Genomic DNA, 5122 nt, shown 5'->3' with positions numbered 1-5122 from the left:
GCGGTCATCGTCAGAATCCGCCGAGCCCGGACCGGCCGGTTGATCGTCCCGGTAGAGCTCCTGGCGATCGCCTCTCGGACGGCCGCGCCAGGAATCCGGAGATCCCGAATCCTCGCCGCTGCGCCGCTTCTCGAAGTAGCGAACGATGCCGCCTTCCGGCACGGACGGCTCGTACGTACCGTACTGCTTGGCCCCCGGGATCTTCTTCATGTGCTGATCGATGCGGAAGAAACGGCCGGGCGACGCGTCGATCTCCGTCGTCAGGTTCTCGTATCCCGGCAGGCGGAATTCGAGCCGATAGTGCCCTGCGCCGAGGTAGAGCATGTCCGGATAACCATCGAAGTCGTCGGCGGTGCCGATCAGCCTGCCGTCGAGGTACAGACTCGCCTCCTCCGGCTCGACGTCGGTCTTGACCCTCGCGTAACGAGCCTCCTCGTAGCCCCCGTACCGGTATCCGTCGCCGTAGCCGTAATACGGATAGCCGTAGTAGCCATACCCGTACCAGGGGCCGTAGCCCCAGCCCAGGCCCCATCCCCAGTCTCCGTAGTAACCCCATCCGAATCCCGGGAACCAGCCCGGGTAATAGCCACCGTGGTGATGACCCCCGTAGTAGTGACCGCCGTAGCCATAATGGCCGCCGTAGCCGTAATGACCGCCGCCGTAGTGACCACTCCCGCCGTAGTAGTGACCGCCGCCGGAATGGCCTCCGCCGTGCGACCCGCCGTGTCCTCCGTGCCCGGAGCTCGAAGAGTGCGACCCGGAGCTCGAGTGGCTCGACCCTCCTCGAGACGCGGCTTCGAGATTCTGACCCCAGAAGAGAACAGCGGCGCCCGCAAGTGCCGCAAAAATTGGTGAAATTCTCGATCGAGACATGGCTAACCTCCACTCATTGCTATAGCAAGACCACGACCACCGCGAACGGGCCGGAGCCACCCGCAAGTCCTTGCGGGACCATGACTTGAAAGACTGGCGGCGGCGGAAATCGAACATCATTGACCTCCCGACCGGTCAGCGCGTCCACCGGGAGAGGCATCCGGAAGGGAGGAACGCAGCCCCCGAAGGTAATCCTCCGTCAGCACGCGATCGATCGCTCTCCGGCCCCCGGGGATCTCCCATCGCTCGGAAAGCGACGCCCACAGGGCCGTCCAGCGCGACGTCCGGACCGGACCGGACCGGGCGGTGCCGACGCCGAGAAAATCGGCGAGCTCCGGATGCTTGTCGTAGAAGATCGCGGCCGAACGTCCCGAACGTTCCTGCCGCCGGCGGAACGAAGCGAACGTGATCTCGTGGTGATGTCGGACGATCGCTCGAGGTTCGTAGACGATGACGTATCCCTGGCGGGAGAGCCGGTACGAGAACTCGATGTCCTCCCACGCGGCATCCGGAAACGTCGTGTCGAAGAGACCGAAACGCTCGAATGTCGCGCGCGGCAGGGAGATGTTCGACGTGTAGAAGAAGTTGAAGGGGACGTTCTCGGGATCCCGGATCAGCTCGTACCCGAACTGCATTCCGTACTCGTTGATGTGATGAAGGAACGGCGTGACGCGCCGGTCGCGCGGCCAGGTGGTGTATCCGAGAACGGCGATCTTCCTCCCGGGGCGGGCGCGGTGCGCTTCCTCGTGCCGCCGCAGGAACTCCCGCTCCGGAACCGTGTCGTCGCCCAGGAAGGCGACGAGCTCGCCGGCGGACTCCGCGACTCCCCGGTTTCGCGCGCCCGCCGGGCCCGAGTTCCTCTGCGAGAACGCGCGGAACGGATAGGGGGCGCGATGCGAGCGGAGGAAATCGGCCGTGCCGTCCGAAGAGCCGTCGTCGACGACGACGATTTCGAACCCTCCCTCCGGTTCGTCCTGGTGCTCGAGGGCGCTCAGCACCTTCGGCAGGATCTCGAGCCGGTTGTACGTCGGGATCACGACCGACACGCGGGGCGTCATCGCCGCCCCGGAAGGATCTCGTCGAGCGTCGCCGGCACCAGATCGGGCGCGCCCGCGAGGAACGGCGCGAAGAAGGGGGAGGCGAAGATCTCGTCGCCCGGATAGGTCGGAACGATCCGCAGCGGGAATTTCGCGAAAATCTCGCGATCGGAGCGAACCCGCCCGCTCTGGACGGCCGCCCGCCGGCGTCCGAGCTCGTCGGCGCCGGAAAAGAGCGCCCGGAGCGCGCGGAGCTGCGCGATCGCGAGAGGGTCGCCGATCCGGAGCGCCGCGGAACGGGTCGACACGCCGAAAGCGCGAGCCATCCGTTCCGACCACCGGCGGCGCCTCGAAACGCGATACGGGTCTTCGTCGAGCGCGGCGGAGCCGCCGTCCCGCCGAACCATCGAATCGAGGCGGGACAGGAATGCGGTCGCCGCCGCGGGCCAGAGCGCGCGCAGGTGCTCGTCGTCGAAGTTCTTGTACGCGGTCGCCCAGGCGTTCTTCTCGATGAGATACCCGCGGTGGAAGACGCCGAGAGCTTCGCCGGTCGCCCCCCCTTCGTGCCGGGCCGCCGCGCGCGGTTCGTAGACCACCCGCCGGCCGAGAATCCACTGTCTCCATCCGAAGTCGACGTCCTCGAGGTAGGCGAAGTACCAGGGATCGAATCCGCCGCTCGAGAGGAATTCGTCCCGACGGACCATCATGTTTCCGCCGCAGGCGAAGAGCCGCTCGTCGCCCGGCGCTCCTCCGAGATCGTCCGGGAGAGGGCCCCCCGCCCGGTCGGAGAATGCATGCCCGTCGAACACGAGGAATCCGTCGATGAAATCGGTCCTCTTTCCCGAGGAGTCGGTCAGGCGGCCCGCGATCGTGCGGACGTCGGCGGGGAGCGAGGACGCGGCCTCCAGGAACGCCGCGAGCCAGCCCGGCTCGGGAACGGCGTCATCGTTGAAGAAGATCAGGAGCTCCGATGCCGACGCTTCCGCCCCGGTCGAGCATGCCCTTGCGAACCCCGTGTTCTCTTCCTGCCGGAGCGCGCGAACGGCCGGGAAACGTCGCGCGATCTCCCGGTCGGCGCCCTCCCGGCTCGCGTTGTCGACGACGACGACCTCCGCGCGTTCGGCGGAAGCCTGCCGGCAGACCTCGTCGAGCGTCCGCAGGAGCCGCTCCTTCCCGCGATGGTGAACGACGATGATCGTGGCGCGCGGCGGCGTCATCGCCCGAGGCTCCCCGCCGAGGGCGTCGCCGCCCACGGCGCCGCGTCGAGCAACGCTGCGCGCGGCGGCGTCATCGCCGCCCCAACCCGAGCAATCGAAACGGGCGCGGCTTCGCCTCCGGAAAAGGAAGCCGGGCGGAGATCCATGGGTCGTCGAAGAAAGCCGCGAGCGGCGCGACCACGCGCTCCCACGCGAAATCGGCCGCGAGCCTCCGCGCGCTCGCCGCCGCTTTCTCGCGGAAGGAGGAATCCCGGAGCAGGCGCGCGATCCCCTCGCGCAGCGCCTCCGCCGAACCCGCGACGATCCCCGCCCCCGCGCGCTCCAGGCGGTCGGCGAGGGCCCCGCCGTGCACCGAAACCGATGGGAGTCCCGCCGCGGCCGCGTCGAGAAGGCGCGTCCGGAACGAGAGCTCCGTCTCGAGTCCCGGACGGCAGACGCACACCGCGGCCCGCGACGCGGCGTAGAGCTCCCCCCGCCGGGAGTACGGCGTCCATGGAAGGAAGAACCACGACCGATCCTTCCACCCGCGGCGCTCGCTCTGCGCCACCGCTTCGGCGTAAACGCGCTGAGGGGTGGTTTCGCGGTTCGGGTTCTCCGAGAAGACGATTCGAACGCCCGGGAACTCCTCCTCGAGCGACGGCCAGATCGCCGCGATCGGGCCGAGATCGTGCCAGTCGTAGAGTCCCCCGAAGAACAGCACCGGATCCTGAGGACTCGCGCGGAGGGCCGCCCGAGCCGCTCCCGGGTCCGCGGGCGGGGCGGGAGCCGCCCCGAACGGGACGATCGCGAGGAGCTTCCGGGCATCCGGGTCGGTCCCGACGCCCGCCGCGTCGATTCGGCCGGCGAGGACGAGCATTCCGGCATAGAAGAGGCGCTGCTCCGCGGACGCGCAGAGGAAGAAGTCGCCGCGCGCGACCGCGAGATTCCAGGCGCGCCGGTCGTTGGCCTCCACCTCCTCGCCGAGGACCGCGCGGTAGTGGAAGTTTTCGACGAGAAAAGGGTCGTACCAGTCGACCGCGACCGGAACGTGCGGCGCCGACAGGAAGACGGCGCCGGCCGCGTGCCCCGAGACGAGCGCGGCGTCGCACGCGCGGAGCTCGCGATGGAACGCCGGCGAGCCGGGAGGGGCGACGACCCCGCTCACGCCCCGGGCCGCGGCCTCCGAAGGGCCCTCGCCGTTGGGCGCGAGGAGCCGCACGTCGAAGCGGGGCGCGAGCGCGGCGGCGATCTCCAGAGCCCGGATTCCCATTCCGGCCATCCCGGGCCGGATCGCTTCAGGCGCGAGGACGACGATCCGGCGCGTCACCCGTTTCCCTTCCGGCGCTGTACCCATTCGTGAAGCCGCCAGGCCTTCGTCGCCCGCATCCGCTCGACCAGGGAGTTCAGAGCGGCGATTTCTCCGCGCAGCGCCGCCCGATCGCGCTCCCATCCTTCCGTGCCCGCGCGGATCTCCCCGACCAGCCTTTCGACGTCCCCTTTCAGCGCGCCCACCTCGCCGCGAAGGGCGTGGCGCTCCCGCGAGGTCTCGTCGAGCTCCGACGTGAGCCGCCGGTGGTCCGCGCGGTGGAAACGGAGCTCTCCGTCGGAGCGGAATTCCCGCGCCGAGACCTCCCACAGGCGCCGGGCGAGCCGGTCGAGGACGCGCGCGGCCATCGCGTCGCTCCGGCGCTCGCGATACCGGTCGAGAATCCGATTCCGCGCTTCCAGGAACTTCGGCGCTCCCGCCTCGACGTGGCCCGCTTCTCCCGCGAAGACCCGATATTCCGCGGTCGCGCCGCGGACGTGACGAAACGGCGTCTCGAGCGAGAGCCGGATCAGCAGGTCCCAGTCCTCCGAGTAGTCGAGCTGCGGATCGAAACCGCCGACGCGCCGCAGGAGCCCGGCGTCGAAGAGCACGGTATGGAGGGGAATGTAGTTGGCGTAGAGGAGATACTCGGGGTCGAAGTCCAGTGAATACTGGAGCTCGCGGTGCCGCTCTTTCCACCCGTCACCGTC

General features: G+C 69.1%; 5 protein-coding genes. All 5 read right to left on the bottom strand.

Features of this window, described 5'->3' with window-relative positions; all coding sequences use genetic code 11:
• Positions 1-873 (bottom strand): PEGA domain-containing protein (locus VFS34_11080; protein HET9794997.1); only part of this gene is annotated, 873 nt, incomplete at its 3' end.
• A 116-nt stretch (positions 874-989) separates the two neighbouring features.
• Entirely contained in the window at positions 990-1931 is a 942-nt protein-coding gene (locus tag VFS34_11075; GenBank protein ID HET9794996.1) for a glycosyltransferase, read from the bottom strand.
• Positions 1928-3127, bottom strand: coding sequence for a glycosyltransferase family 2 protein (locus tag VFS34_11070; GenBank protein ID HET9794995.1), 1200 nt, complete (start codon positions 3125-3127; stop codon positions 1928-1930). The genes VFS34_11075 and VFS34_11070 overlap by 4 nt, the downstream gene beginning before the upstream one ends.
• A 70-nt stretch (positions 3128-3197) precedes the next feature.
• Positions 3198-4433, bottom strand: coding sequence for a glycosyltransferase (locus VFS34_11065; protein HET9794994.1), 1236 nt, complete (start codon positions 4431-4433; stop codon positions 3198-3200).
• Positions 4430-5122, bottom strand: a 693-nt coding sequence (locus VFS34_11060; GenBank protein HET9794993.1) for a hypothetical protein, incomplete at its 5' end; no start/stop codon positions are given. The genes VFS34_11065 and VFS34_11060, both read right to left, overlap by 4 nt.

The organism is Thermoanaerobaculia bacterium (assembly GCA_035717485.1).
In the GTDB taxonomy this organism is placed as follows: Bacteria; Acidobacteriota; Thermoanaerobaculia; order UBA5066; family DATFVB01; genus DATFVB01.
The sequence above is the reverse complement of the archived record's forward strand: the minus strand, read 5'-3'. Positions and strand labels throughout refer to the sequence as shown.

What these genes read in the sequence shown, in the direction of transcription:
- VFS34_11075 (HET9794996.1), bottom strand. Translation starts at nt 1,931, where the DNA reads ATGACGCCCCGCGTGTCGGTCGTGATCCCGACGTACAACCGGCTCGAG.
- VFS34_11070 (HET9794995.1), bottom strand. Translation starts at nt 3,127, where the DNA reads ATGACGCCGCCGCGCGCCACGATCATCGTCGTTCACCATCGCGGGAAG.